Genomic DNA, 25,724 nt, shown 5'->3' with positions numbered 1-25,724 from the left:
CAAAGGACTGTAGTTCATGCTGCCCGAAAGCCCCTCGCGCGCACCGATGACCGAACGGGTCGCCGCCTGGTCCCTCCGGCACCGCGCGCTCACCCTCGTCGGCTGGGTCGCGCTGGTGCTGATCGCCCTGCTGTCGGGAACACTGCTGGACGGTGAAAGCCGTCGCAGCACCGATCCCGGCGAATCCGGCCGCGCACAGACCGCATTGAACGCCCAAAGCACCTTCGATCCCTTACGCGAGAACGTTCTCGTCGAGTCGAAGGGCCCCGGTTCTCCACCCTTCGCCGAGAACGAGGACCTCCGGAAGGCGACCGAAGACCTGGTCACCACCCTCACCCGGTCCGGCGCCGTCACCGGCGTCCGGTCCCCGCTGGCCACCGATGGCGCGGAACGGATCTCGGGTGATGGCAGGTCCGGTCTCGTCGGCTTTTCGATCGCGGGTGAGGAGAACGACATCCGCCCGAACTTCGAGACCGCGACGGCGCGGGTCGACCAGGTCGCGGCCCGGCATCCCTCGGTCCGCCTGAGCCTTTCCGGCGATCTCAGTCTCTCGTCCGTGGTCGACAAGGGTATCCGGGAAGACGTCAAGCGGTCGGAATTCCTTTCCCTGCCGATGACGCTGGTGATCCTGCTGATCGTGTTCGGCGCGCTGGTCGCCGCGTCGGTCCCGTTGCTGCTGGCGGGGACGAGTGTCGCGGCGACGTTCGGGTTCCTTTCCGTCGTCGACGATTTCACCCCGATCAACAGCGCGACGACGGTGATCACCCTCCTCATCGGGATGGCGGTCGGTGTCGACTACTCGCTGTTCTTCCTCAGGCGGCAACGAGAAGAACGCGTGCGGGGCCACTCCGTCGACGACGCGATCCGGATCTCGGCGAGAACGTCCGGCCACGTCGTGGTCGTCTCCGGCGTCACGGTCGTCCTGTGCGTGAGCGGGCTGGTGTTCACCGGCCTCGACAACTTCACCGGCCTCGCGATCAGTACGGCGTTCGTGGTCGGTTTGGCCGTACTCGGCGCGGTCACCGTCCTGCCCGCGCTGCTTTCCCTGCTGGGCGACAAGGTCGATCGCGGCCGGATTCCGTGGCTGGGCAAGCGGCGCACGGCCGCGGAAAGCTCGCGGTTCTGGTCCGCGACGGCACGCGCGGTCACCCGGCGGCCGGCGTTGTGGGGCGGGCTCGCGGCCGCGTTGCTGATCCTGCTCACGCTGCCCGCGCTCGGCATGCGTCTGCAGGACCCGACACCGGCGGAGAGCCTTCCGCGATCGACGGCGACCATCGACGCCGCCATCCGTACCCAGGAAGCCTTTCCGGGGGTGGTCTATCCCGCGACGGTGGTGCTGACGGCCGAGAACGGCGGTCCGGTGGACAGTCCGGCGCTGCGGTCGGCGATCACGGAACTCGACCGGCGGATCGGCGAAACCGGTGGGGTGCTGAACAAACCGCTCGCGGTCGGCGGCGCGGGCGACGCGGTGGTCGTCCGGGTGCCACTGTCCGGAGCGGGACGGGACGCGACGTCCGATGCCGCGCTGGCGAAGCTGCGCACCGAGTTGCTTCCCGCGACGATCGGCAAGGTGGACGGTGTCGAGTTCGCCGTATCCGGCCGGACGGCGAACGCCCGTGACTTCGCCGACCGGGTCATCGAGCGGATGCCGATGGTCTTCGGATTCGTGTTGCCGGCGGCGTTCGTGTTGCTGCTGCTGGCTTTCCGTTCCGTAGCGGTGTCACTCGTGTCGCTCGTGCTCAACCTGCTGTCGATCGGCGCGGCCTACGGCGTGCTCACCTGGATCTTCCAGGACGGGCATTTCGCGTCCCTGCTGGGTTTCACCCCGTACGGCGGGGTCGTCGGGTGGTTACCGATGTTCATGTTCGTCTTGCTGCTCGGGTTGAGCATGGACTACCACATCTTCATCCTCAGCCGGATCCGTGAACACCGGGCGGGCGGCGCCGTCGCCGCGATCGTCCGCGGTACCGGCAGCAGCGCGGGGGTGGTCAGCGGAGCGGCGGTGATCATGGTCGGGGTGTTCAGCGTCTTCATCACGCTGAGCGCGATCGAGTACAAGATGATGGGCGTCGGGATGGCGGTCGCCATTCTGATCGACGCCACCCTGGTCCGCGGGGTGCTGCTGCCCGCGTTCCTCGCGCTGCTGGGAGACCGGGTTTGGCGGCCCGGCCGTAAATCCGTGGCTCCCGAACGCGTACCGGAACTATCGTCGCCGAATGCCTGACGCGCTCTTCGCCCACGCCCGGCTCGCACCGATCTACGACGCCTTCGACGGCGCTCGCGACGACCTCGACCACTACCTCGCCATCATCGGCGAACTCGGGGCGAAGAGAGTGCTCGACGTCGGCTGCGGCACCGGCTGCCTTGCCGTTCTCCTGGCCGGACGCGGGATCGAGGTCGTAGGGGTCGATCCGGCCGAAGCGTCACTCGAGATCGCGAAGGCCAAAGACCCGGAAGGGAGGATCACCTGGATCCACGGAGACGCGAAAGCCGCTGGTGAGGCGGGCGCCGATCTCGCCGTGATGACCGGGAACGTGGCTCAGGTCTTCCTGACCGACGCCGAATGGGACCGGGCTCTCGAAGGTATCCACACCGCGCTGACGCCGGGCGGCTACCTGGTGTTCGAGATCCGGCGCCCTGACCGCCGGGCGTGGGAGGACTGGAGCGCCGACACCGCGCACGAAATCATCGACGTCCCCGGCGTCGGTGAAGTCGAGCAGTGGCGCGAGGTCACCGAAGTAAACCTCCCGTTCGTCTCGTTCCGGTACAGCTACCGGTTCTCCGACGGCGAGGTCGTCACCTCGGATTCGACACTGTGGTTCCGCGAGCGCGAAGACCTGGAGGCGTTGCTGAGCGAACACGGCTTCCGCGTCCTGGACGTCCGGGACGCCCCGGATCGTCCAGGACGCGAATACGTGTTCATCGCTCAGCGAACGGCCTGATTCGCCCGTCTCCCGGGTATCGTGTGAGCCCACGGCCTGAGGAGTTGATCGTGGCGAAGTCCCTTGCGCTGTTCGTTCACGGACTCTTTTCCACCGAGGCGGCTTGGAACGCGATGCGGGGGCTTGTCTCCGCCGACACCGAGTTGGTGAAGGACTACGACTTCGACACCTTCGGCTATTCCTCACCGAAACTGCGGGTGAACCCGGCTCGCCGGATTCCGGACTTCACGGTTCTCGCGGATCGCCTCGCCGGTGTTCTCGAGAGCAAGCACGGGAAGTACGAACGCGTCGTCCTGGTCGCGCACAGCCAGGGCGGGCTGATCGTGCTCCGGTTCCTGATGCGGCAGCTGGCCGAAGGCAAGGGCCGTCGGCTCGCCCGGATCCGGCGGATCGTGCTGTTCGCCTGTCCCAACAACGGATCCGAGTTCATGCTGACGCTGCGGCGCTCACTGCTCGGTTGGCACACCCAGGAGCGGGAACTGCGCCCGCTCGCCGAATCCGTGGTCGAGACACAACGGAGGGTGCTCGCCGACGTCGTCTACGCGCCGTATCTCGACGACCGCCGATGCCCGATCCCGGTCGTCTGCTACGCCGGCGACACGGACAACATCGTCTGGGCATCGTCCGCGAAAAGCGTGTTCCCGGAAGTCGGTGTGCTGCAAGGAGATCACTCCACGATCATCCAACCGGACGGCCCGTCCCACCCGTCGTTCCTGGTACTGCGCGACGCACTGATCACCGCGCTCACGGAGCCGATGCCGTCGCCCCGGAAACAGCACAGCGGCATGGCCTCGTCGGAAAGCGACGACTACCACTCCGAAATGACGCTGCACGGGCCGGTCATGGTCGACATCGAAGGCGGCTCGGGGAAGCCCGTCCCCATCGCCGTCCGGTCCGGTCCGGTGGACCAGATCGCAGGTGTGGACATCGTGTGCACCTCCGAGAACATCTACATGCAGATGGCGATGACCTTCAAACCGTCGGTTTCGGGCAGATTGCGCCGCGCGGCCGCGAAACGGGGGCCAGCCGGTGAGATTCTCGAAGACACCGCCGCGGCCGAACTCGACGACTGGATGCGGAAGAACGGCCGATTCGGCCTGCCCGTCGAACCGGGGACGGTGGCCGCCACGTCGTCGGGCGCCCTGATCCGCCGTGGCGTCCAGCGGATCTACCACGCCGCGATCGGGATCCCCGTCCTCGGCACCGACCGCTTCGAGGTGAACCCTCTCTCCGTCGCGCAGGCCGTGCACAATGTCTTCGAACTCGCCCGGCACGAGCGCGACGACGAAGGCCTGCGGCTGCGGTCGGTGCTGCTCCCGCTGTTCGGCGCCGGGCTGGGCGGCCTGGATCCCGCTATCTGCTTCGAGTGGATGTGGCGCGCCCTGCGGCAGGAACTGCGTGAAGACGACGCGTGGGAAGTACACATCTCGACCTGGACGAAGACCGAGACCGAGACGATCCTCGCCGCCGTCCAATCCCACGCCAGGGAGCCCGGCGGGCTCCCCTGATTCAGAGGATTTCGCCGTCCGGGATGGTTTTGGGGCCGACGATCTTGACCTCGCCCCGGAGCACCACGTCCTTCCCGAACGTGACGTCCCCTTCCACGACGAGGCTCGTGCACTCCTTCAGCGACGGCGCTTGCGGGATCCGGGCGTCGAAGTCCCGCAGCAGCTTGAAATGCTCCTTGCCCAGCGACACCACGGGCGGACTCGCGGTGAATTCCGGGACCATCTCGCCGCTGGGGGCCAGTACGTAGGCGTCCGAGCGGACGACGAGCAGGTCGTCGGTGGTCTTGACCGGCGCGAACCGGGTCCGCGGGATCTCGATGGCCCGTGCGCCCTCGACCGAGGCCACCGCCGCGCCCATCGCCGTTTCGAGCTGGATGACCGGCGTGCTGCCGGCATCGGTCGGGTCGACGGTCTTGCGGTTCACGATGAGCGGAAGTTCCGGCGCGGCCGGGTCCGCGTCCTGCAACTCCTTCAGCCGTTCCAGGTCGAACCAGATGTTGTTCGTGTTGAAGTAGCGCCATTTGGCCACGTCGCCGAACGAATCGTCACCCTCGGGCACCTGAGCGGATTCGCGCAGCACGATCCGTCCGTCACGCCGGGCCAGGTGCCCGCCCTTGCGGTCGGCCGGGGTACCGAGAACGGTCTCCATCGCGAAGGGGATGCCCTGCTCGGCGAGCCAAGCCGCGATCCTGGCGTCCGGCACCGCGCCGAGGTTGTCCGCGTTGGAGACGAAGCACCACTTGATGCCCTCGGCCAGCAGCAGGTCGCGCATGCCGCTCACGGCCAGCGCGATGTAGATGTCGCCGTGGCCCGGCGGGCACCACTCGAGTTCCGGGTTGGCAGGCCAGTCGACCGGCTGCAGGTCCGCCGCGGCGATCTTCGGCTCGCGACCCTGCAGGAAGTCGGCCGGGATGACGTCGTCGGCCAGGTCGGGGTATTTTTTCAACAGCTCGAGCGAGGGCTCGCGGGTGCCTGCCGAGTTCATCAGGACCAGCGGTAGCCGGGCGTTGTAGGTCTTACGCGTCGAAAGCACCTGCATCGCGATGACGTCGAGGAACGTTTTCCCCGGTTTGATTTCGAGCAGCGATTTCGGGCCGGTGAGCCCCATACTGGTGCCGAGGCCGCCGTTCAGCTTGAGTACCGCTGTCCGGTCCAGTGCGTATCGCGCGGCATCGGCATCCGGCTCAGGCAGATCCACCAGCCTGCTGATGTCCTCGAGCGGCTGGAGTTCCGAACCCGGCATTTCACCGGCGCCGTCTTCGGCCAGTTGTTCCAGGCGCCGTCGCAGTGCCGCCAGCTCCATGGCGTGCGCTCCCGAGGAACGCATTTTCGACAGCGTTTTGGTGAAACGATCAGGCATGCTCACGCGACCTTTCTGCAACACTGCTCAAGACGTTAGTGTATCCGATAGGGTCGCGGCGCACGCCCGGCCCACCGCGGTGAGGACCGCGACTGAGGCAGAGGCGGCAAGGATGTCGGCAGATCCTCTTGGCGGACCACTCGATCTCACCTCGAAGCTTTACCAGGAATTCGCGCACCGGCAAGTTTCCCAAGCGGCGAACGGCGTGCAACCCGCCGCACCGCTGGTGGTGGAGCTGGACCCCACCTCGTTCTGCGATCTCGCCTGCCCCGAATGCATCAGCGGACAGCTTCTGAACAACGGCAGATTCTCCAGCGAGCGGCTGACCGGGCTCGCCGCCGAACTCGTCGAAGCGGGCGTCCGGGCGGTGATCCTCATCGGCGGCGGCGAACCGCTGCTGCATTCGGCGATCGGGAAGGTACTCACCATCCTGCACGACGGCGGGATAAGTGTCGGCATCACCACCAACGGCACCACCATTCACCGGCATATCGACGTACTGGCCGAGCGAGCGAACTGGACGAGGGTTTCGGTCGACGCGGCGACCCCGGAAACCTACGGCCGGTTCCGACCTGGGCGCGGCGGCCGGAACCGGTTCGCCGAAGTCGTGCGGAATATGGAAATGCTCGCTTCCCGGAAAAGCGGGAAACTCGGATATTCGTTCCTCGTCATGGGACGGAAAGCCGAAGACGGATCTTTGCGGGAAACCAACGCGCACGAGATAGCCGAAGCCGCCGAACTCGCCGAACGGATCGGCTGCGACTACTTCGAGGTGAAACCCGAATACGATCTGGAGCATTTCATTCTCGGCCAGGACCGGAGCCTGCTGGAAGTCCTTTCCGAACAGCTCACCCGCGTCCGGGAACTGGACCACGACGGCTTCAAGGTGCTGAGCACGTCCACGCTCGGCGCGGTCGGGGGCGGGACCGCCGTCGAGGTGAAGGACTACACCGCCTGCCCGGTCGCCGATCTTCGCACGCTGATCACCACCTCCGGCGCCTACTTCTGCCCCTATCACCGCGGCAATCCCGCGGCGCGGTACGGGGATCCCGCGACCGAGTCGTTCGCCGGGATGTGGAACGGTGAACGCCGCCGCCGGGTGCGCGAGGGTGTCCGGCCCGACGAGCACTGCCGCTTCCACTGCATCCGCCATCGCTCGAACCTCGCCCTGTTCCGGTTGCGCGACGAGACCGTCGAACCGGTCCCCGATTACGACCCCTTCCTGTGACGGAGTTGCGATTGTGCGTACGACGACCCCGCTGATCTCCCGCGCGGCCGACGGGAAGGAGACCGTCAAACCGGACGGCACCGCGGTCCGCTACCACCTGTTCCCCGAATACGAGATCCATTGGAACGAACTCCCCGACGGCGTCACCCAGCAATGGCACCACCACGACACGATCGAGGAGACGGTCTACGTCGTCGCCGGCCGCATGCTGTTGCGCTGGCGGGAGGACGGCCGCGAGTACACGGAAGAACTCGGCGCCGGCGATGTCGCGCGACTGGGTACCGCGCCGCACACCTGGGAGAACAACTCCGGCGATCCGGTGCGGTTCATCGTCTTCAAGCTGGTACTGGACGGCGTGGACAAGCGGGAGATCTTCAGAAATGACAAACAGCTCGACTGAGCCCGAATCACCGAGATCGGCGCCTGCCCGGATCTGTCTCGCCGGCGAAGATCTGGACTGGCTCGGCGGATCGTCTCTCCAGGCCGCGATCGATCTCCGGATCCGGTGCGCGCTCACCCTGGCCCCTCGTCCCACCTCCTTCGAGATCCTCGCCTCGGGCACGCTCACCGGCCGGGCGGTGTCCGCCGACGTCTGGACACCGGCCGACGCGGCCTGGGCCGAACTGGCCCGGCTCGCCGTGAGCTTCCACCATGACCGCGACGACGACCGGTGGCCGAGCGGGCTGGCGATCGTCTCGGCGATTCCGCCAGGGGCGGGGCTGGCGAGCAGCGCGGCCCTGTGCGTGGCGACGCTGGCGATCTCCGCGGGCCGGGCCGTCGCCGGCGGGTCGATCGAGGCCGGCCTGGTCGTGGAACGAGAACTGGCGGGCCGGGACGTCGGCCCGATGGACTACGTGCCCTGCGCGGCGGGTGGTGTCGTACAGGTCTTCTGCCACGAAGGGCGGATCGAATCGGTGGAACATCTGGCGTGGCCGAGCGACCTGGCGATCGTCGTGGTGGACACCCGGCGCACCAGGGACACCAGCGAGGTCATCCGGTGGAAGCGGGCGCGAAGCCAGGCCGGGGACCCGGCGATCGCGGCCTATGTCCGCCGGACCAAGGAAGCCGTCGAGGCGCTGTGCGCGCTCCTCGGAGACGACACGCCGGATCCGGTCTCGATAGGCGAAGCGCTCGACGCGGCGCAGAGCACGCTTCGGGACGACATGGGTGTCAGTGACGACGTGACCGACGGCTGCATAGAAGCATTGAGGAGACACGGCGCGCTGGGCGCGAAGATCACTGGAACCGGGAAAGGTGGCTGTGTCTTCGGAGTCTTCCCCGAGGACACCGCCGCGAGCGCCATGGGCGCACTGCTCACCGAGGGGTTCGCGGCGACCTTGACGAAGGTCTCGATGGCCGGGGTGCTTCCGGGCTAACGCACCGGCCGCGGGGCCACCCCTTGGCCCGGGGTCAGCACTCCGGTCATCCGGACGTCGTGCGGTTCCGCGGGCAGTGCGCGTACGAGTTCGGCGTCCCGGACGACGGCGATCAGCTCGGCGTCCGGCGCGGCGAAGGAGAGCGACCGGTCGTAGTACCCGGCGCCCCGGCCGAGCCGGACGCCTTCGTCGTCGACGGCGAGCGCGGGGATCAGGACCACATCGGCCGTGCCCAGCGTGTCGGGACCGAGCCGGCGGCCGGTCGGTTCGAGCAGCCCCCGTAGCCTGCCCGGCCCGAGACTCGACGGGCCTTCGTAGTCGGCCCATCCGAGCGGCCCCGGTTCGCCGGGGACGATCGGCAGCAGTACACGTTTGCCCTGGTCGCGAAGTTGATCAAGGAGCGACGCCGAACCCGGTTCGGTCCCGAACGGGACGTACGCGCACACGACCGCCCCCGGCAGCAGGACAGCCGCGGCGGCCAGCGAAACCGCCTCCCTTGCCCGGTCTTCCGGCACCAACGAACGCCGTTCGGCGGTTATCCGGGAACGCCACTCCGCCTTGCTCAGGTGTTCATTGCCGGGCTTGCCCACGTGGTCAGGTTAGGCTTCACGCCTATGACAGGCGCAGCGACCACCCCGGCGGCACGGACCACGAGGAGCTTGCCCGATCGGGCGATTTCCACGGCTTCGGACCGCATCACTCCTGGTAACGGTGGTGAACTTCAGTTCACCGACGGGCCCACATCGCGTGCCTGGTCGAACGAACGGATCGAGATCCCCCAGTCATGACGGAGCCCATCGCCGAAGTGGCGGAGACCGAAGACGCGGGACAGTTCCGTTCCGTCGAGGATCAGATCGCGCTGACCCTGGACTCCGCGGTACGCCCGCGACCGGTCCGGGTCGCCATCTCCGAGGCCCAAGGCCTCCTGTGTGCCGAAGAGGTCGTCGCCGAACACGCGCTGCCCGGTTTCGACCAGGCCGCCGTCGACGGTTACGCCGTGCGAAGCGTCGACGTCCGGACCGCCGGCCAGGAGCCGGTGCAGCTTCCGGTGGTCGGCGAGATCGCGGCCGGTTCACGCCAGCCGCGGCGGCTGCAACCCGGCCAGGCCGTACGCGTCGACACCGGCGCGCCGTTGCCCACGCTCGCCGACGCCGTCGTCCCGACCGCCTACACCGACGGTCACCAGGCCAAGGTCACCGTGCACAAGTCGGTGCCGTCCGCCGGTTACGTGCGCCGGACCGGCGAGGACGTGCAGATCGGGGACGTCGCCGTGCGCAAGGGCGACACCATCGGCTCGGCCCAGGTCGGCCTCCTCGCCGCTGTCGGCCGCGCGAAGGTGCTGGTCTATCCGCGACCGCGGGTTTCCATCGTGTCCGTCGGCGACGAACTGGTCGACATCGACCGCACCCCGTCGGTCGGGCAGGTCTACGACGTCAACTCCTACGCGCTGTCCGCGGCCGCGCGGGACGCGGGCGCCGAGGTGAGCCGCGTCGGCATCGTCCCCGGTGATCCGAAGCGGCTGCGCGAGATCGTCGAAGGCCGCCTGCTGATGTCGGAGATCGTCGTCGTCGCGGGCGGTGCCGGCGGGAGCGCGGGCGACGAAGTGCACGCGGCGCTGTCCGACCTCGGCAACATCGACATGACCCGCGTCGCCATGCACCCCGGCTCGGTACAGGGTTTCGGCAGGCTCGGCCCCGACTCGGTGCCGACATTCCTGATCCCCGGCAACCCGATGAGCGCGCTGGTCGTGTTCGAGGTCCTGGTCCGTCCACTGATCCGCGCCGCACGCGGCACCCGCAACCCGCATCGCCGGATCGTCGGCGCGCGGCTGCTCTCCCCGATCACCTCGACCAAGGGGCGCAAGGGTTTCCTGCGCGGGCAACTGCTGAGGGACGAGGGCAACGGCGAATACCTGGTGCAGCCGCTCGGCACTTCCGGCGCACACCTGCTCGCGTCGCTTGCCGAGGCGAACTGCCTGATCAACATCGACGAGGATCTCACCGAGGTCGCGGCGGGCGAGCAGGTCAAGGTGACCTTCCTGGCCCAGAGAGCGTAATGGGCGCACCGATTTCCGGCGTCGCCTATCCGATCGAGAGCAGGCATCCCGGCTGGCCGGCGAAACTCGGGCCGCTCCGGGTACCGGCCGGGATCCTCGCCGTCCGGCCGGTCCGGCTGCGGGACGCCGGCGAGTGGAGCCGTGTCCGGCTGCGGGACCGCGAGCATCTCGAGAGATGGGAACCGACCGGCGTCGGGCCGTGGCCGGAGCGCAACGCGTTCTGGTCATGGCCGTCGCAGTGGCTGGCCCTGCGCGGCCTCGCCCGGCGCGGGCAGTGCCTCCCGTTCACCATCACGATAGATGGACGCTTCGCCGGACAGATCACTGTGGGTAACGTCATCCGGGCCTCGCTCCGGTCCGCCTGGATCGGTTACTGGGTGTCATCGGACTTCGTCCGCGGCGGCGTCGCGACCGGCGCCGTCGCCCTCGTCACCGACCACGCCTTCGACTTCGGCGGACTGCACCGGCTCGAGGCGACCGTCCGTCCCGAAAACACCCCCAGCCTGCGGGTTCTCACCAAAGCCGGGTACCGGCAAGAGGGCCTTTTCGAGCGCTATCTCGACGTCGCGGGCGGCTGGCGGGACCACTTCTGCTACGCCGTCACCAAGGAAGAAACCGGTGACGGACTGGTTTCCCGGCTCGTCGCGAAGGGCCTCGCGGAGCGGATTTGACCCCATCACCGGGTCGTTCCGGTGACCGCGTTACCACAAACTGTGAGATTCACCTAATTTGGTGATGCATTTTCCGTGATCGAAACCGGCGAGTCTGCGCGGCGTGTGTGACTGTTGTGGCTAGCGTGACTACAGCAGTGGATCGGGGGAGGTGACGGGAGATGCCCAGTTCGGTGATCATCGTCGCGCTCGCAGCGGCATGGCTCGTCGTTCTCGTGCCCATGGTCGCCCGCAAGCGCCAGCAGGTCGCGCGGACGGCGGACTCGGCCCTCGCGGCGCGAGTCGTGCGGAGCGGGAGCACACGCCACGAGGGACCGGAGGAGTTCGCCATGGCGGAGAACACGGAACCATCGGTAGAAGACGACCTGGCCGAACTCGAGGCGGAACTCGATGCCGACCTCGAAGACGAGGAGCCGGAAGCCGAACCGCTTCCCCAGCCCTCGCGCGGCCCCCGCGCCGAAAGAGAACGCCAAAGCGCGGGCTACCGGCCCGGCAGGGGCGGGTTCGACCCCGAGGCGGCCGACATCGCCGCACGCGCCAAGTACGCGTTCCGGCAACGGGTCGTCATCGCCCTGCTGGTACTCGTGGTCACCACCGCGGTCGTCGCCGGCTTCCTGACGCCGATGGTCTGGTGGGCCAACGGTGTCGTCGACGCCGTCCTCATCGGCTACCTCGCCTACCTGCGCCGCCAGGTGCGCATCGAGAACGAGATCCGGCAACGCCGGCTCGCCCGCTACAACAACACCCGCGCCCCGCGCCGCCCGGCGATCACCGACGACGAAACCCACGAGTCCCACGAGGACGTCGAGGTCGTCGCCGCCGAACGCCCGGACGTCGTGGAACGCAAACCGTCCCCGATGTCCCGCATCCGGCGCCAAGCCGTCGTCGTCGACCTCGACGACGAGGACCCGGCCTTCCACGAGCTCGACGAGCCCGGGACCAGGCCGTTCCGCCGGGCCGCCGGAGAGTGACCCCCCGTTTTCGGGGCTCCATGAGCCACTGATAGGCTCATGGAGCTCCAAACGAGGGGCAAGCTTCACCAGGGGCTGTAGCGCAGTTGGTAGCGCGTCTCGTTCGCATCGAGAAGGTCAGGGGTTCGATTCCCCTCAGCTCCACCAGAAGTTCGATTTTATGTTCTGACCTGCGGATCTGTTCGTAGAGTAACCCTCTCGCTCGAAGTGTGAGCGAGAGGGTTTTTGCTGGCCAGGGCCCTGTTTTTGTGTTCTATCCCCGTAAGGTGTCGGGCTTGTTGTGGCTGGTGTTGTTTAGGTCAGGGTGCCGCTGACCGTGGCTCATGGTTGGTGATGCGGCCGTCGGTGAGGTATAGCCGGTGGAAGATCGCATGGTTGAGTTGCCGGCGCTGATCGTCGTCGCAGATTCGATAGATCTGGACCGGGGCGAGGGCCTGGCCGAGCTCGTCGTCCGCGATGTTGCCCGTAGCGAGCCGGGCAACGGCGTCGGCGATCTGCTGTTGGCTGATGGTGGAGTAATAGCGCTCGACGGCGTGTTCAGCGATAGCGACGTTGACGTATGGGGCTGGGCAGTTGCCCTGCTGGCGGTTGCGGCAGAAGAAGTAGGTGTATTCGTCGCCGCGGCGGGTGACGGTGTGCTGGATGATCATCCGCCCGCTGGTGCCGGCCTGGCGGCAGCGTCCGCAGTACAGGGTGCCTTTGAGGTAGTGATGATGCGTCCGCCGGCGCTCTCCGGAGGTGGTGCGGGCGTCGAGGACGGCTTGGACGCGGTCGAACAGAGGCTGACCGATGAGTGGTTCGTGGCGCCCAGGGAGTTCTTCGCCGCGGTAGGTGACGTATCCGAGGTAGTAGCGGTCGCAGAGCATCCGGGCGAGCTTGCTGATCGACACCCGCTGTGCGGGGTACCGGGCGGTGGGGCGGGTGCGTAGCCCCCGCTGGTAGAGCCGCTGGGACAGCTGGTCGAGGGTGAGGTTGCCGATGGCGAAGAGTTCAAAACCGAGTTGAACCAACGCTGCGCGCTCTGCGTCGACGATGATGGTGCGGATGTCGCGGCCATCAGTGCGATCGATGTGATTGAGGTAGCCGAGCCGGGCGCGGCCGATGGTGCCGCCGTTGCGGGCCTTCTGGCCCATCTTGTAGGCGATGTCAGCGCCGGACTCACGGGACTGGTACTCGTTGAAGGTGGCGAGGATGCCGTGCATGAGTTGGCCGACCGGTGTGTCGTCGACGGACTCGGTGGCCGAGACCAGGCTAACGCCGCGCTGTCGTAGGTCGGCCACGACGAGCGCGTCATCGACCCGGTTGCGGGCCATTCGGGACAGCTTGTAGACGATCACGTGGTCGATGTCGCCAGCATGGCGGATCCGCGCCAGCATTCGTTGGAACTCGATGCGTTTGATCATCTCGGTGGCCGAGCGCCCCGGCTCCACGTATTCGTCGACGACCGTCAGACCGAGCTGCTCAGCCCTGCGGTGACACGCCGCGCGCTGGGCCGGGATTGAGATGCCTTCGGGGTCGTAGTCCCGCCCTACCTGCCGCGTCGATGACACCCGGAGATAGAGCACTGCCTTGCTGTCTGGACGCGATCCGTCGAAGAGTGGACTGCCGATAGGGGTGGGCAGGGATGCGGCTGCGTTGTTCATGGCGGCGAGTCGAACAAAGTTGCGCTGTGACTGCGACTCCAGTCGTTCGATGAACGGCTGAAGTCGCTTCATTGGGTGAACGGGACGTGATGTTGCCGGTCAGCCGCCGATCGGACTCTGGATAGAGGTGGCCCAGGCGCTTGCTGAGCACGAAGCAGGGCTTCCTGCGAGCAGCCAACAGTCACAAAGAATGGACTGCCCGACCGCACCATCGGCAAGCGAGAACAGTACCTTTGCTCTGCTCCCGACGTGCTACAGACGTCGGTTTTAGGGTTTACTGCATCGCTGAGCGGAACCGGGAAATTTGCTTGTCCAGATTGCGGACTTGTGTCGAGTCAACACCGAACGCGTCGCATAGGAGCGGGCGAATGCTCTCCAGTTCCGTCACCGCATCATCCTCCTGCCCATCGGTTGCAAGCATCTGGGCGACGACGTACCGAGATTCGAGGACCCTCTCTGCGGTGTCGCCCTGAGACGAAGCAGCAGCGTTTTGTACGTAGAAGCGCAGTTGAGGTAACGCTTTATGCGGCTTGCCAATTTCCGCATACGCGTGACCCGCGTGGTACGCGGTGTCGAGGACGACTGGATCGGTCGGCGGCAGGTGCCGGCGATAGTCCCGGCCGACAGCCTCGAAGATCGTCGCGGCGCGCGTGTATTCGCCGGCGTAGAAGCAGGCTGCCGCCTGAAGGTGACGTAGCCGAAGCTTCAACGCGGGGTCGTGGTCAGAGCGCTCGATGCCGTCCTCGATGAGGCTGATCGCTCTGGATGGCTGGTCGTTGTCCAGCAAAGCCTGGACGTTGGCCTTGAGAACGGCGAATTCCTCATCGGTGAGCGGATCGCGGGTGCCGGTTTGCCGTGGACGGCTCGCGGGGGCGAGCAGCGGTCTGCGGAACGGGCGCGTCGGATCTCGCGGCTCGTCAACCTCGGCGGCCCCGTGTTGCGCAGACGCCAGCGCAACGAGGGCGCTGTACACAGCCGTTGCTGACGGACGGTCCTGAGGTTCCTTCGCCAGCATCGACGCCACCAGGGCGTCGATCTCGGCCGGGATGTCAGGGCGCCATGAACGCACGGATGGCGCAGGTGAATGCAAGTGGTGAGCTCGCAGAGGCGTATCCGTGGTCGCTTGGAACGGTACGTCGCCGGTGAGCAACTCGAAGAACAGGCAGCCGAGCGAGTAGATGTCGGACGCGGAGGTCACCGCCTGCCCGAGCCCCTGCTCCGGCGACATGTACGCCGGTGTGCCGACAGTTCGGTCGACCTGCGTCAGGCGGGGCAGCGCGCCCGCGCCGCGCAGGATCGCGATGCCGAAGTCGAGCACCTTGACGAGGCCTTCGTCGACCAGCATGACATTGGCGGGCTTGATGTCACGGTGGACGATGTCCACTCGGTGCACGTCGGCCAGCACTGCTGCGATCTGCGTGGTGATGGCTGCCGCCCATGCGACGTTCGGCGGTTCGGTGGAGTAGTCGGTGTGATCGAGGATCGCTTCCAATGTCGAACCTCGCAGCAGCTGCATGACCAGCCACAACTGAGTACTGCCGTCAGGCCCGGCCTCAACGCCTGTGTCGTACACGGCCGGGGTACCGGGGTGTTCGAGTTGGGCGGTGGTGCGGATCTCACGCAGGAACCGCTTCCGGTCGCGCTCCAGCGCATCGAGGATCTCGACCGCCTCCGGGCTGTCTGGAGCAGCCGGAACCGAGGAGGGCGGGCGCAAGCGCTTGATCGCGACTCGCCGATCCAGGCGCTCGTCATAGCCGAGAAAGACCTCGCTCATGCCGCCACGGCCGAGTGAGGCGTCCACTCGATACCGTCCGGCTAGGAGCCGCCTTTCCGCCGGTTGCTCCGTGCCTTCGACCACACCCACCCCCTCCCTCCAAAGATCAGTCTCGTCGTCGGCCGTTCTCGTTACACGATCGTGTGCCCACCAGTCTCCTTGCGCATCTCGGCGCGCAACCGCTCCAGCGCCTCATCCCTGGCTGGCTCGGTGATGATCCGATAGGCACGCTTGCGCGCTGCCTCCTTGATCGCCTTGCGGAACTCGTTGTTGTCGAAGTAGAGCTTCATGAAGTCCGTGTTGCGCTCGGCGTTCTCGGCGACGATGTCATCCAGCCGGTCGTCAGCGACCTGCCCGAACCGGGCCTCGTCGTTCATCAGGGCGATCTGCTGCATCCCCGTGTCCTCGACAAGGTTGACGACCTGTTGATAGACGAGGATCTCGTCGGACGTGCCGAGATCCAGCCCGAACCGCTCGTTCAGCTCTTCGATGACCTCAGACAACGGCTTGACGTCAGGCTCGCGGTAGCCACCGCCGTCGGCGGCATGACCGCGCACGTCACGGTCGCCGATGGCCGACAGCGACACGTTATGCCGTCCGGTGAACTCCAGACGGAAGTGGCTGAGGTCCGCATCGCCGATGTCGACCGATGTCGACGGTCTACCCGGCAGGCGGATCAGCAGCACCCGGCCATACTGGTAAAGGCGCTCCAGGTCGCGGTCGCCCCAGTCGACGATCTGCGCGATGAGGCTGTAGGCGCGCACGTAGTCCTGCAGCGCGCTACGAAAGCCTTCCCGTTCGTCGTCCGACTCCATCGCCTCGAAACGATCCAACGCGGGCTTCAAGTACTCGTGCAGCTCGGCGTGTAGCTTGCGCTCCGCGGCATCCGGCATCCGGCCCGGTCCTGCCGCGGCAAGGACACGGACGAACGCCTCCATCTCCGACGCCACGAGCAACGCAAAGTCCATCACTTCCCGCTGCTTGGAGTAGAGCAGGTTCGGATCAGTGGGCTCGGTGATCGTGGTCTCGAACCAGTCCTCGAACGCCTCCTGAATGTCGGCAGCTGTGTTGACGAAGTCGAGGATGTGTACATCCTCCTGCGACTTCAGAGGGTGGGTCCGGTTGAGCCGGGACAGAGTCTGCACCGCCGCGACACCGGTCAACGGCTTGTCGACGTACATCGCGCACAGCAACGGCTGATCGAACCCGGTCTGGTACTTCTCGGCAACGACCAGCAGCCTGTACTCGTCCTGGTTACGCGCAACTGCTTGAGGATCGTCGGCCTTGGTGTAGCCGAATCGGTCGGGCAGTTGCCCCTCCGGGAACCCGTTGAGCTGAGCCTCCGTGAAGTCCAACTGCGTCTTGTCGTCCTTCAACTGTCCGGAGAACGCGACGAGCGTGCCGCAGTCGGTGAACCCGCGAAGATCGACGTAGTTCCGGATCGCCTGATATAAGTCGAGAGCGTGCTGTCGTCCACCGGTCACGACCATTGCCTTGGCTCGGCCACCGAGACGGCCGGAGATATTCTCGCGGAAGTCGTCGACGATCAACCGCGCCTTTTGCTCCAACGACTTCGGGTGCTGCTCGGCGAAGCGGACCAGTTTGGCCCGCGCCTTGCCTGCGTCGACCTCGGGGTTCGAGATACGGGATTCAGCTTGCTCGACCGCGGCTTCCCGCAGTCGCCACTTGGTGTCGTAGGTGATGTAGTTGGCCAGCACGTCGAGGATGTAGCCCTCCTCGATCGCCTGCCGCATCGAGTAGATGTGGAAGGGCACGTGCATGCCCTGCTCCCCGGTGCGCGGGTTCACCCGCTCGGGGTCGAAGGTGCCGAAGAGCTTCAACGTCGCGGACTTTGGGGTCGCGGTGAACGCGAAGTACGACAGGTTCGGCTGTTTGCCTCGCACCCGCGTCATGTACTCGACATCGTCTTCATCCTCCAGCCGCGTCGCATTCGAACCAAGAGCCTGCTTGAGCCGAATCGCCGAGTCACCGCCCTGTGACGAGTGCGCCTCGTCGATGATCACCGCATAGCGCTTGCCCGCCAGCCCCATTTCAGCGATCTTCTTCAGCACGAACGGATACATCTGTAACGTGCTGATTACGATCTTCGACGTCTCGTCGTCGAGCGCCTTGGCCAGCTGCGCGGAGTCCTCGTCGATCTTCTTCACCACGCCGGGCGTGTGGTCGAACTGGAAGATCGTCTTCTGCAGCTGCCGGTCGAGCACCACCCGGTCGGTGATCACAATGGTCTTGTGGAACACTGGCTGATTGTTCGCATCGAACAGGTTCGACAGTCGATGTGACAACCACGAGATCGTATTCGACTTGCCCGAGCCAGCGGAGTGCTGGATCAGGTAGTTGTGCCCGGCGCCGTTGGCCCGCGCGTGAGCGATCATCTTCTGCACCGCGTCCCACTGGTGGTAGCGCGGGAAGATGCGCGGCGCGGTGTGCTGGTTGAGCTTCACGCCCTTCTTGTCCGGCGCGGTCACGTGGATGAACCGCTGAAGGAGCTCCAGCCAGTTGTCCCGCCGCCAGATCTGCTCCCACAGATACGCCGCACTGTAGGAGCCGGGGCGCGCAGGCTGATTGCCGGCGCCTCCGGACACTCCTGGACCGTTCGAGCCGGTGTTGAAAGGCAGGAACTGTGTGTCGCTGCCCCGCAGGCGCGTGGCGATGAACGCGCGGTCCGGGTCGACAGCGAAGTGGACAAGCGTGCGCTTGGCGAAGAAGAGTTCGTTCGGATCGCGACGACGGTATTGAGCGATGGCATTGTCGACGTTCTGGCCGGTGTTCGGGTTCTTCAGTTCAACGGTCGCCACGGGAAGGCCGTTGACGAACATTGCCATGTCGACCGATAGCAACGGATCACGCGCGCTGTAATGCAACTGCCGGGAAACCGTCAGCACATTGGCCCGATATCCGTCGAGCGCGTCAATGGCAAGGGTGTGGCCTGGGCGGAAGTAGGCCAGGTCGATGTGCACGCCCCGGTCTCGAACACCTTGGCGCAGCACGTCTAACACTCCACGCGCGTCGATCTCGGCGGCCACTCGTTGGGCGAACTGGCGTTGCGCGGTCGACTGGTCGCCACCGTAAAGATCGGTGAGCCGATCCCAGCTCTTTATCTGCGTCGCACCGATGAACTGATACATCGCGCCGGTGTCAAAGCCGAGCTCGGGGCGGAACGTGCCTTCCGAGCGCTCCCAGCCGTATGCGAGCAGCTCGGACTCAACATGAGCCTCGAAGGCATACTCGGAGTGTGCTCCAGGGCTCATACAGCGACACCTTCTGACGTAGACAGGCTCCGCGCGGCAGTGACATCAATTTGTCCAGTAACAGCAGCAGTAATCAGGGCTTGGCGACGTTCGGCAAGGAGCTCAAGCTGCAGTGCAAGTGTGTTCTTGGAATTTCGCACAGCATTCTGGACAACACTGAGATCGTCGACGATATGAGACTGTTGGGACAGTGGCACATCAGGTAGTGGCAATTTGACAACCGTGGCAGTTGGCAGGTTGTTCGCCATGCCGTCCGCTCCTGAGATTCCAAGCTTAATCTTTTCGCGAGCTTGATGCGTCCTGAGCATCAGGGCAACGAAATGAGGAGTCATTCGAGTGTGATCCATCCGCAAGCGGTAGATTTTGTCGCAGAGAAGCATTCGTGACGAAAAATCTTCGGGTATTATGCCAATGCTGCCGATCAAGTCGACTGATCCACTCGCCCTGGACATGAGCAGATCGCCGGGGTGGAGTCGATAACGAATCTCAGGTTCGACACCTACTGGCAGTGCCTTGTGTTGCGTCACGTCGAAGATCCCCCCGTTGACGCATCCGGCCTTGACAACACCCCACTCGCCTTCTGCTGCTGGGCGATCCTCGCACTGAGGTGACCACCCCTGCTCGATCTTCTGAAGCACGTGACGAACCCTCACGTCTCCGTATCGCTTGCTCAGATCTTTGGCAACCTGCGACAGGTGACTCTGAAGGTGTGCGTCAAGTCCATTAAGCTGACGATTGCGGAGTTTGGTTAGTGTATCAATTCGAGACGTTTCGACATCAAGAAAGTCGGCGATCCGGTGCTGCTCATCGAAAGGCGGAAGGTTTACGGCAATATTTGCGTATCGTTCGGCATTAAAATTTTGAATGGTGGATGTAACGGCATCCGATTCAATGTTTGCCTGAAATCCCGACGAGGCTGCAACGTATGCCAGGAAGCGTGGCTCCGTGCCTGGACGAGGGCGGAACCGTACGAGGTAGCCTGCATAGGTGCTTGATTCTTCGAGCTCACCCAATAGCATTGAACGGCCGATGGTTCCGCTGCGGGACAGTAGGAGGTCGCCAACCTGGAGCGTGTGGCGCACATTCAGATGTTTATCAATGTAAACGGCGCTATCGCGCGAGCGCAGCTGTCCAAGCTCGTTGATATCGGAAGTGCGAATGAGTCGATGGCCACTTGGTGTATAGTCCTGCGCTGACACATTGATCCCGTATTGTCCTGCATCGACACAGAGGTGCTTGAGACGCTTCTTCGCCCACTTCATCGTGTCACCTCACCCAGCAGCTTCTGAATCTGTGCCTCGATTTCGCGCAGTTCGGCGTCGATTTCCACCAGAGGGCGTGGTGGGATGTAGGTGTAGAAGTGGCGGGTAAAGGGGATTTCGTAGCCGATCTTCGTTTTGTCGTAGTCGATCCAGGCTTCCGGGACATGGGGCGTCACCTCGCGGGTGAAGTAGGCGTCGATGTCCTCGTCCAGCGGGATGTTCTCGTAGTCGCGTAGGTCGGGATCCGGCAGGACCGTTCCATCCTTGGCCTTCTGCACTTCACCCTCGGGGTCGGACACCGAGATTGCACCCCAGAAGGCCTTGACTACAGCTGCTGCGGTTGGCCAGAGTGCACCGGCATCCACCACAGCCTTGTGCAGCGTGTTGGCGGCTTCCTTCTTCGTCCACCACACCGTGCCGGTCAGCCCGCGCACTGCTTCGATCAGGGCTTCACGGCCATCCCACTTGGCGAGGCCCTTCGCAGTTTTTAGTGCGGCGAGGGTGTCTTCGGTGATCTCGAAGCGGAGCTTGAGCGGGCGTTCGACGGTGATGCGGTGGTAGCCGAAGTCTCGTGTGCCGAAGATCTTCACTTTGGCGTGGTCGGGATGCTCCGGGTCTGCTGCCACAGTCAAGGCGTCGACGTACAACTCGGTGATGTGTTTGATCTGCGTGTCGCTAATGAGCTTGCGCTTGTCGCCGAGGGACTTGCGCATCTTGTCCCACTGGTCGCGGGCGTCAAGCAGGATGACCTTGCCTCGCAGTTGCTTGGCCTTGCGATTGGACAGGATCCAAAAGTACGTGGAGATGCCAGTGTTGTAGAACAGCTGGTCCGGCAGGGCGACGATGCCCTCCAAGAGGTCGTTCTCCAGGATCCACTGGCGAATCTTGGACTCACCTGACTCGGCAGCCCCGGTAAACAACGGGGAGCCGTTGAAGACGATCGCCAGCCGGGCACCCTTGCCCTCGACCGGTTCCATCTTCGAGATCATGTGTTGGAGAAAAAGAAACGACCCGTCGTTGATCCTAGGCAGGCCGGCGCCGAATCGGCCGGCGTGGCCGAGTTCGGCCTCGTTCTCGACGAAGTCCTTGACCTTCTTCCACTCCACGCCGAAGGGTGGGTTCGCCAGCATGTAGTCGAACTTGCGGTCAGCAAAGCCGTCGTCGCTAAAGGAGTTTCCAAAGTGGATGTTGCCGCGGTGGTTGCTCATGAGCATGTCGGACTGGCACACCGCCCACGATTCCGCGTTGATCTCCTGGCCGAACAGGTATACCTCGGCCTTGGGGTTGATCGATTTGATGTGGTCCTCGGCTGCTGTGAGCATTCCACCGGTGCCGCAAGCCGGGTCTAGGATGTTGATGACCTGGCCCTCGCCGGCCACGGTGTCCGCGTCCGGGGCGATCAGCAGGTTGACCATCAGTTCAATGACCTCACGCGGGGTGAAGTGTTCACCGGCGGTCTCGTTGGAGTCTTCCGCGAACTTGCGGATCAGGTGCTCAAAGACGTAACCCATATCGTGGTTAGTGAGCTTGTCTAGGTCGCGCATCGCGGCGAACTCGCCGAGCACCTGGTAGAGGACCTTGGCGCTCGCGAGCCTGGTGATCTCGTTGTCCAGGTCGAAGCGGGCGAGGATCTCGCGGACGTTCGCGCTGAAGCCGTTGATGTAGTCCCGCAGGTTTTTGGCCACGTTGGTTGCATCGGCGGCAATCGTGGTGAAGTCCTGCTCGGACGTGTTGTAGAACGGCAGCTTCGCGGCGATTTCCAGCAGCCGCTGTTTGTTCTGCACATCGAGCGCGGCGTTACGGTCGCGGACGGCTTGGCGAGTCGGGGCCATGACCGCGTCGAGGCGGCGCATCAGGGTGAAGGGCAGGATTACCTGGCCGTACTCGTGGCGTTTGTAGTCGCCGCGCAGCAGATCGGCTACCGACCAGATGTCGTTCGCCATCTTGGCGTGCGTGGGTCCGGAGGTCACGGCTGATTCGTCTCACTTTCGGTCATGGCAGGGTCGTTGGTCTTCTGTGTGTTCGGTGTTAGTGAGCCGGTAGTCAAGCCGTGCACCGTCTGCGCGATCACGCTTGTGCTCACCTTCGCTAGCGCGCCGAGCATGGTGTCCAGTTCGTCCAGGTGGCGAAAGGCGTCACCGTATCGACGCTGTTCGGCCAGGGACATACGGGGGATCCGACAGCGTCGGAGGTCGTCGCGGCTGAGCGCACCGAGTGTGTTGGCGATCGGTAACGCGGCAGCGTCAGCACGCAGGAACACGGCGACGAAGTGCGGGTCCAGACGGCTGGTGTCCAGCTCGACGACTTGTGCGATTCCGGTGTCGTCGGCGGACGTGCCGGTAGCGACGACAGGTGGTCGCCCCAGAGTCCGCACTAGCAGATCACCTTGACGTGGGGTGGTGTCCCTGGAGCGGATCCTTAAGGCGCCGCTTCGCTCCAATTCGGCAAGCGTCACTGAGGTGCTCAGGGCGGATGCACGGCCTGCGGCGAACCGCGGGAGTGTTTGGGCCGCTTGTACGTAGAGCGCCTGCAAGCGATCAGTGACGCGGGCGAGGTCGTTAGCCGTGACCTCGGAACGGATGGTCATGTGGTGAGAAGGCAGCAGTTCGCAACCGGGATCGAGCAGCTCGCTACGCGGGATCGCTTGGGCGATCGCCGGATCGGGGCTGGTGAACAACAGTTTCCAGCCATCAGGATCGTGCGGCACGTCCGCCGGATTCACGTGGGACAAATCGATCATGCTCACCGCGGTCGAGGGCGTGTCGCGCGGGCGTTGCAGAACCCAGAGATGCAGCCCTGTACCCGGGAAGGGACTCAGCTCTTTCGGTAGCGAGATCACGTCACGTAATACTCCTGACTTCACGAGCGCCGTGCGGATCGGTTGCCCGGACGGTTGGACGGCTGCCCTGGGAGTCATCGCGACAACGGCGGTTCCTCCGCGGCGCAAGTGCGCATAGCAGTGCTGAATCCACGCCAGCTCACCGTCTCGGGGTTCCGGAACGCCGAAAACCCAGCGCGGATCGTCGATCAACTCGCCCGCCGGCCATCGCGGCGCGTCAAGCGGCGGAAGGCACACTACGGCTGCTGCGGTTCCTAGGTACTCACTGAGCTGGTTGTCCAGCAGGGAGTCACCGACGCGAATGGGCTCGTACGAGAGATTCTGGGGCTGCCCACGCAAGCTGAGTGCAGCCTCGGCGGCGGCCGACTCGCTGGCGCCCTGACCGGCGAGGTGAACACGGTTTCCGAACCTGTCCGCGGCGGACACCAGCACGCTGCCGTCTCGGCAGTAGGGGTCGAGCAGGGTCGGTGGTTCGGACTCGGCTTGGTCCTCCCATTCCGGGATCAGCGACACCATCACCCTGACGAGCAGCTGGTCTTGAGAGAAATCCGCGATCCCGGCGTCGCGGATCTGCCTCGCCGCCGCGCGATCAAGCACCTGAGTGCCTGTCGCGGTTCGGCCTGCCGTCGCGAGCTGGTTGGCCTTCCCTGTTGCCACGAGCCATGCCTCGACCTCGGCCCGCGAGAACAGTGGACTCTTGCCGGTCTCGCTGATTGGTTCGGGAAAGTCCTGGTAGCGGGCCCGCCAGTTGGATACAGCGGCGCGTCCGACGCCCGCCAGCCGGGCGATCGCGGCGGCAGTCATCACGTCGTCCTGGGCGGCGGTCACTCGCTTGACCGTACAAGAGGGAATCATTCGAAGCAAGCCGACGTGAACATCCCTGCTCATGTTCACAACTTGTGAACAACATTGACGATGTTCACAAGTTGCCCTACGGTCTATGTCGCCCGGGAGAGCCGCCACGAACCCGAATGCGCTCTCACGCCGACAAAGCGCCGCCCGGCGCCATACCAGAGGATCGATATGACCGACGCGAACGTGACCGCCGAGCGCGCTGATGCCCGCACGAAGTTCCCGCTCACCCGCAAGACCTCGCTCTATAGGTTGCGGGAGGCCGGAGAGACGGGTGAAGAGGATCTCCGTGCGTTCGTCTTACCGCGCTACCTCGACCGCGAGGGCTTCACCACCCGTGTGGTTGACGAGGAAGGGCTCCGCGGCCTGCTCGTCTCCGGCACCATCGCCCCCGGCCCCGCGGACTGGTGCGAGGTGCTGAGCATCCTGTCCGGCCACGCCGTGGCCGAGGCGAACCAGACGGCCCTCGGCCTGCTTGTCGTACGGACCCACGCGGCCACCTACGGCCTGACCTACGGCATGGGGCATCTGATGATCGATCCGGCTCGGATCGATCCGGGGTTCGGCATTGACTTCGCCGTTCGCTGCTTGACTGAGGAGCGCATCACCAAGGTCCGCCGGCAGCTGATGGACGCCCGCGGTCGCACAGACGAGAACTCCGCGACCGGCGGTGAGCACATCCGAGGCTTCGGCATCGAACAGTTTGGCGAAATCGTCAGCCAGATCTCCGGACAGATCAGCGGAGTGCCGCTCACCTTCACCAGGGACGGCAAACGAACCGCCCACGTCACCGGAACCGACCGCTCGATCAAGATCCACCTCGGCAGTACACCCGCTTCGCTCCTGCACGATATTCGGCAGGTCGAGGAGGTGTGCGCTCGCCCGAATCCACTTCCGGAGTTCGAGTTCATCGCCCAGGTGCGCCCGCTCGACCCGAAGTCCCAGAGGGCGCAGCACCTGGATACGCGCCTCGATGCCATGCTCGGCGAGGCCGACAGGAACCGTGTCGGCCTCGCTGTGCCCAGCGAGTGCCGTGACCGGTACGAGTTCGCCGAGTCGTTCAAGGTCTCCATCGCCGGGAACGTTCAGCAGCTGACCGAGTTGGACGTCGACGACCTCGTCGCAGCCGTTCGGGACCGGTCAGACGGCAACCGCTTGCAGACCCTCCGCGAGGGACGCATCGAGATGTTCGCCGACACGGACGGCGCCGATCGCCTCAGCCGCAAGGTGCCCGCCGACCACTGGCTCACCGCCGAGGTGTCGGATGACGTCGTCCACCACTTCTACTGGCAGGGCCGGTGGTACGAGATCGGCGCCAACTATCTGACCGTTATCGAGCAGAGGATTGCCGAGCTGCTGGCTCAGCCCGTCAGCGTCGTCTTGCCGCCATGGACGAAGGGTGAGGGCCATGACGAAGGCTGGTACAACGAGCAGATCGCCGAGCAGGACAGCTACGTGCTTCTCGACAAGGACACCGTCCGTACGAAGCGCCTGCGCGGCGGCGGGCTCGAACTCGGCGACGTGCTCGGGCCGAATGGTCAGTTCATCTGTGTCAAGAAGGCAGATAGGACGGCGGCTCTCAACCACCTCTTCGCACAGGGCAGGGTGGCGATTGAGACCCTGCGCTACGACCGCGAGGCTCGGGCGAAGTTCCTCGACAAACTGGCCCACCTGGCACCTGGCCACCCGCTGGACCCGGCGCTCAGCTCTCCGACTCTCGTTTACGCCATCCTGCTCAAGGACGGGGTGCCGCTGACGTCGGGGTCCCTGTTCGCCTTCGCCAAGGTGTCCTTGCTGCACGCGATCACAGCACTCCAAGGCATGGGCGTCCGCGTGGAGATCGCCCCCATCTCGCGAACTCACAGCACAGGCGCAGCTGACGGCCAGGTCAAGAAGCTGGCCGTCGACTAAGTCGGCCTGGCCTGACCGCCAACCGCACATCGCCGCGAAGCGGTGTCCGCGCGTGGAAA

18 protein-coding genes and 1 tRNA gene are annotated in these 25,724 nt (G+C 65.2%); 11 read left to right on the top strand and 8 right to left on the bottom strand.

Annotation, left to right across the window (positions count from 1 at the left end):
* Positions 1–16 precede the first annotated feature (16 nt).
* From ACZ5ZX_RS15545 to ACZ5ZX_RS15535, 3 genes are read left to right on the top strand one after another with little or no spacing between them, the layout of a single operon-like run.
* Positions 17–2,224 (top strand): MMPL family transporter, encoded by a 2,208-nt coding sequence (locus ACZ5ZX_RS15545; RefSeq protein ID WP_465502643.1) that lies wholly within the window; start codon positions 17–19, stop codon positions 2,222–2,224.
* Positions 2,217–2,942, top strand: a complete 726-nt coding sequence (locus ACZ5ZX_RS15540) for a class I SAM-dependent methyltransferase (protein WP_465502642.1) — start codon at positions 2,217–2,219, stop codon at positions 2,940–2,942. The genes ACZ5ZX_RS15545 and ACZ5ZX_RS15540 overlap by 8 nt, the downstream gene beginning before the upstream one ends.
* Positions 2,943–2,992: 50 nt before the next feature.
* Positions 2,993–4,450: an alpha/beta fold hydrolase gene (locus ACZ5ZX_RS15535; protein ID WP_465502641.1), complete on the top strand. Its 1,458-nt coding sequence runs from the start codon at positions 2,993–2,995 to the stop codon at positions 4,448–4,450.
* Between the two features lies 1 nt (position 4,451).
* Here the strand turns inward: ACZ5ZX_RS15535 and ACZ5ZX_RS15530 are convergent, their stop codons facing one another.
* A complete protein-coding gene (locus ACZ5ZX_RS15530; protein ID WP_465502640.1) occupies positions 4,452–5,810 on the bottom strand; it encodes a UTP--glucose-1-phosphate uridylyltransferase in 1,359 nt (452 codons plus the stop codon).
* Positions 5,811–5,922: 112 nt separating this feature from the next.
* On the opposite strand from ACZ5ZX_RS15530, the gene ACZ5ZX_RS15525 reads away from it, so the two are divergent.
* From ACZ5ZX_RS15525 to ACZ5ZX_RS15515, 3 genes are read left to right on the top strand one after another with little or no spacing between them, the layout of a single operon-like run.
* On the top strand, positions 5,923–7,038 hold the full coding sequence (locus tag ACZ5ZX_RS15525) for a radical SAM protein (protein ID WP_465502639.1): 1,116 nt from the start codon (positions 5,923–5,925) through the stop codon (positions 7,036–7,038).
* A 13-nt stretch (positions 7,039–7,051) separates the two neighbouring features.
* Positions 7,052–7,438, top strand: a complete 387-nt coding sequence (locus ACZ5ZX_RS15520; protein ID WP_465502638.1) for a cupin domain-containing protein — start codon at positions 7,052–7,054, stop codon at positions 7,436–7,438.
* Positions 7,419–8,414: a mevalonate kinase family protein gene (locus ACZ5ZX_RS15515; RefSeq protein WP_465502637.1), complete on the top strand. Its 996-nt coding sequence runs from the start codon at positions 7,419–7,421 to the stop codon at positions 8,412–8,414. Before ACZ5ZX_RS15520 ends, ACZ5ZX_RS15515 begins: the two co-directional genes overlap by 20 nt.
* Here ACZ5ZX_RS15515 and ACZ5ZX_RS15510 read toward each other — a convergent pair.
* On the bottom strand, positions 8,411–8,980 hold the full coding sequence (locus ACZ5ZX_RS15510) for a 5-formyltetrahydrofolate cyclo-ligase (protein ID WP_465502738.1): 570 nt from the start codon (positions 8,978–8,980) through the stop codon (positions 8,411–8,413). The two genes, ACZ5ZX_RS15515 and ACZ5ZX_RS15510, sit on opposite strands and share 4 nt — an antisense overlap.
* Before the next feature lie 218 nt (positions 8,981–9,198).
* Between ACZ5ZX_RS15510 and glp the strand changes: the two genes are divergently transcribed.
* The 4 genes from glp (at position 9,199) to ACZ5ZX_RS15490 (ending at position 12,259) form a co-directional block, all read left to right on the top strand.
* Complete coding sequence (glp, locus tag ACZ5ZX_RS15505; protein ID WP_465502636.1) at positions 9,199–10,470, top strand: molybdotransferase-like divisome protein Glp; 1,272 nt, start codon at positions 9,199–9,201, stop codon at positions 10,468–10,470.
* The gene (locus ACZ5ZX_RS15500; protein ID WP_465502635.1) at positions 10,470–11,141 is read left to right on the top strand and encodes a GNAT family N-acetyltransferase; all 672 of its coding nucleotides are present in this window, start codon (positions 10,470–10,472) and stop codon (positions 11,139–11,141) included. The genes glp and ACZ5ZX_RS15500 overlap by 1 nt, the downstream gene beginning before the upstream one ends.
* Positions 11,142–11,302: 161 nt before the next feature.
* On the top strand, positions 11,303–12,112 hold the full coding sequence (gene sepX / locus ACZ5ZX_RS15495; protein WP_465502634.1) for a divisome protein SepX/GlpR: 810 nt from the start codon (positions 11,303–11,305) through the stop codon (positions 12,110–12,112).
* Between the two features lie 71 nt (positions 12,113–12,183).
* Positions 12,184–12,259: transfer RNA gene (locus ACZ5ZX_RS15490), tRNA-Ala, on the top strand.
* A 152-nt stretch (positions 12,260–12,411) separates the two neighbouring features.
* Here ACZ5ZX_RS15490 and ACZ5ZX_RS15485 read toward each other — a convergent pair.
* From ACZ5ZX_RS15485 to ACZ5ZX_RS15460, 6 genes are all read right to left on the bottom strand, one after another.
* Positions 12,412–13,827, bottom strand: a complete 1,416-nt coding sequence (locus tag ACZ5ZX_RS15485; RefSeq protein WP_465502633.1) for a recombinase family protein — start codon at positions 13,825–13,827, stop codon at positions 12,412–12,414.
* Between the two features lie 202 nt (positions 13,828–14,029).
* Entirely contained in the window at positions 14,030–15,556 is a 1,527-nt protein-coding gene (locus ACZ5ZX_RS15480; protein ID WP_465502737.1) for a protein kinase domain-containing protein, read from the bottom strand.
* 104 nt (positions 15,557–15,660) lie between these two features.
* A complete protein-coding gene (locus tag ACZ5ZX_RS15475; protein ID WP_465502632.1) occupies positions 15,661–18,801 on the bottom strand; it encodes a type I restriction endonuclease subunit R in 3,141 nt (1,046 codons plus the stop codon).
* A complete protein-coding gene (locus ACZ5ZX_RS15470; RefSeq protein WP_465502631.1) occupies positions 18,798–20,063 on the bottom strand; it encodes a restriction endonuclease subunit S in 1,266 nt (421 codons plus the stop codon). The genes ACZ5ZX_RS15475 and ACZ5ZX_RS15470 overlap by 4 nt, the downstream gene beginning before the upstream one ends.
* Positions 20,060–22,006, bottom strand: a complete 1,947-nt coding sequence (locus ACZ5ZX_RS15465) for a type I restriction-modification system subunit M (protein WP_465502630.1) — start codon at positions 22,004–22,006, stop codon at positions 20,060–20,062. The genes ACZ5ZX_RS15470 and ACZ5ZX_RS15465 overlap by 4 nt, the downstream gene beginning before the upstream one ends.
* A 23-nt stretch (positions 22,007–22,029) precedes the next feature.
* Positions 22,030–23,730: an N-6 DNA methylase gene (locus ACZ5ZX_RS15460; protein ID WP_465502629.1), complete on the bottom strand. Its 1,701-nt coding sequence runs from the start codon at positions 23,728–23,730 to the stop codon at positions 22,030–22,032.
* A 195-nt stretch (positions 23,731–23,925) separates the two neighbouring features.
* On the opposite strand from ACZ5ZX_RS15460, the gene ACZ5ZX_RS15455 reads away from it, so the two are divergent.
* The gene (locus ACZ5ZX_RS15455; protein ID WP_465502628.1) at positions 23,926–25,665 is read left to right on the top strand and encodes a DUF6119 family protein; all 1,740 of its coding nucleotides are present in this window, start codon (positions 23,926–23,928) and stop codon (positions 25,663–25,665) included.
* The last annotated feature ends 59 nt before the right edge of the window (positions 25,666–25,724 follow it).

The organism is Amycolatopsis sp. NPDC033938 (genome assembly GCF_055575975.1).
Note: the sequence above shows the minus strand (reverse complement) of the source record. Positions and strands in the feature narration are given on the sequence as shown.